The organism is Nocardia sp. NPDC060220 (assembly GCF_042727815.1).
GTDB lineage: Bacteria > Actinomycetota > Actinomycetes > Mycobacteriales > Mycobacteriaceae > Nocardia.
Window position 1 is genome coordinate 1 of record NZ_JBHWZY010001043.1, and the last position, 2,135, is coordinate 2,135.

At 63.2% G+C, this 2,135-nt stretch carries 2 protein-coding genes; one reads left to right on the forward strand and one right to left on the reverse strand.

Features of this window, described 5'->3' with window-relative positions:
- A partial coding sequence (locus ACFWF3_RS33395; protein WP_379317937.1) for an acyl-CoA dehydrogenase family protein occupies positions 1 to 331 on the reverse strand: 331 nt, incomplete at its 3' end.
- Between the two features lie 193 nt (positions 332 to 524).
- Between ACFWF3_RS33395 and ACFWF3_RS33400 the strand changes: the two genes are divergently transcribed.
- The coding region (locus tag ACFWF3_RS33400) for a purine-cytosine permease family protein (RefSeq protein WP_379317939.1) at positions 525 to 2,135 on the forward strand (1,611 nt) is incomplete at its 3' end.

Sequence of the window (2,135 nt, forward strand, 5' to 3'; positions counted from 1 at the left end):
GCCCGATGCTCACCCCGAGGGCGGACACCAGACCCATACAGACACCGGACAATTCGCTGATCAGCACCGCCATCATCGACTGCTGATCGCCGAACGGGCTGCCCGCCTTCTTGCCACCTTCACTCGGACCCGCCGCTTCCTTGGCGAGCATCTTCGCGACGGCGTCCTCACCCATCGCATCGATCCCGAACTGACTGAACAGCTTGCGCAGGAGGGGATACGGCAGCATCTCACCGCTGTCGAGGGCGTCGAGGTTCGGCCGGACCTCCTTGTCGATGAACGCCCGCACGGCGTCGCGGATCATCAGATCGGTCTCGGACCATTCGAACACTGTCGTCTCCTGACGCTCGCTCCGCCCAAAAACATACACGCGTGCTTGTTTTTGCGGAGCCGTTTCGGTGACCCCGGTCACCATCGGGCTGCGTAACAGCGGCGTAACGGATCGGAAAATTCGCGTCTACATCTATGCAGGACCGTCTGTGAGTCGCCGGTTACGTGCGGCAGCGGATGAAGGAGAGAGGGAAATGGCCGGAGCAGATACTGCCGCCAAAGAAACACTCGAGGACTACACGCTGCGTTTCGCCCCGCGGAGCTACCGCAAATGGAGCCCCGCCGTCGTCGGCATCTCCGCACTCGGCGGCATCGCCTACCTCGCCGATTTCGCGATCGGCGCGAATATCGGCATCGCCCACGGCACCGGAAACGCCCTGATCGGCATCGGTATCTTCGCCGTGGTCGTGATGCTCACCGGATTTCCGCTCGCCTATTACGCGGCGCGCTACAACATCGATCTCGACCTGATCACGCGCGGCAGCGGATTCGGCTACTACGGCTCCGTGATCACCAATATCGTGTTCGCGTCGTTCACTTTCATCTTCTTCGCGCTCGAAGGTTCGATCATGGCGCAGGGCCTGTTATTAGGCCTCGGAATTCCGTTGTGGCTCGGCTATCTCGCCTCCACGATCATCATCTTTCCGCTGGTCATCTACGGGATGAACACCCTGGCCAAACTCCAGGTGTGGACCACGCCCCTGTGGCTGCTGCTGATGGTGGCGCCGTTCGGCTTCCTGCTGGTGCGCCACCCCGATTCGGTGGGTTCGTTCTTCGCCTACGGCGGCGAGAACGGTGAGGGTGTGAGCGTTTCGGGGGCGCTGCTGGCCGCCGGTGTGTGCCTGTCGCTGATCGCCCAGATCGCCGAGCAGATCGACTACCTGCGCTTCATGCCGCCGCGCACGCCGGAGAACCGGGCCAAGTGGTGGGGCTGGATGCTGCTCGCCGGTCCCGGCTGGGTGCTGTTCGGTGCGGCCAAGCAGGTCGTCGGCCTGTTCCTCGCGGTGTACCTCATCGCGAACCTGCCCGCCGCGCAGGGCATCGCCAACCAGCCGGTGCACCAGTTCCTGGAGATCTACAAGGACATGGTGCCGGGGTGGCTGGCCATGACGCTGGCCGTAGTGCTGGTGGTCATCAGCCAGGTCAAGATCAACGTGACCAACGCCTACTCGGGCTCGCTGGCCTGGACCAACTCCTACACCCGCGTCACCAAGACCTACCCGGGCCGCCTGGTGTTCCTGGTGGTCAACCTCGGAGTGGCGCTGGTGCTGATGGAAGCGAACATGTTCGACTTCCTCAACAACATCCTCGGCTTCTACGCCAACTGCGGCATCGCCTGGATCGTCACCGTGGCCACCGATATCGCGGTGAACAAGTACCTGCTGAAGATCTCGCCGAAGGTGCCGGAGTTCCGGCGCGGCATGCTATACGACTTCAACCCGGTGGGTCTGGTCGGCTTCGGGCTGTCGGCGGTGCTGTCGATCATGACCTTCTTCGGCCTGTTCGGTGAACTGCTGAAGCCGTATTCGCCGCTGGTCGCGGTGCTGGTCGCCTTCATCGCGACTCCGCTCACCGCGATCGCCACCAAGGGCAAGTACTACCTGCGACGCGCCGACGACGGTATCGAGGCGCCGATGTTCGACGAACACGGCAATCCCTCGGGCGACCTGCTCACCTGCCACGTCACCGGAATGGACTTCGAGCGTCCGGACATGATCGCCTCGGCGGTGCCGGGTCCCGAAGGCGAGATCCAGTACATCAGCTCGCTGGCGCTGTCCACGGACAAGGACGGCAAGCACCTGCTC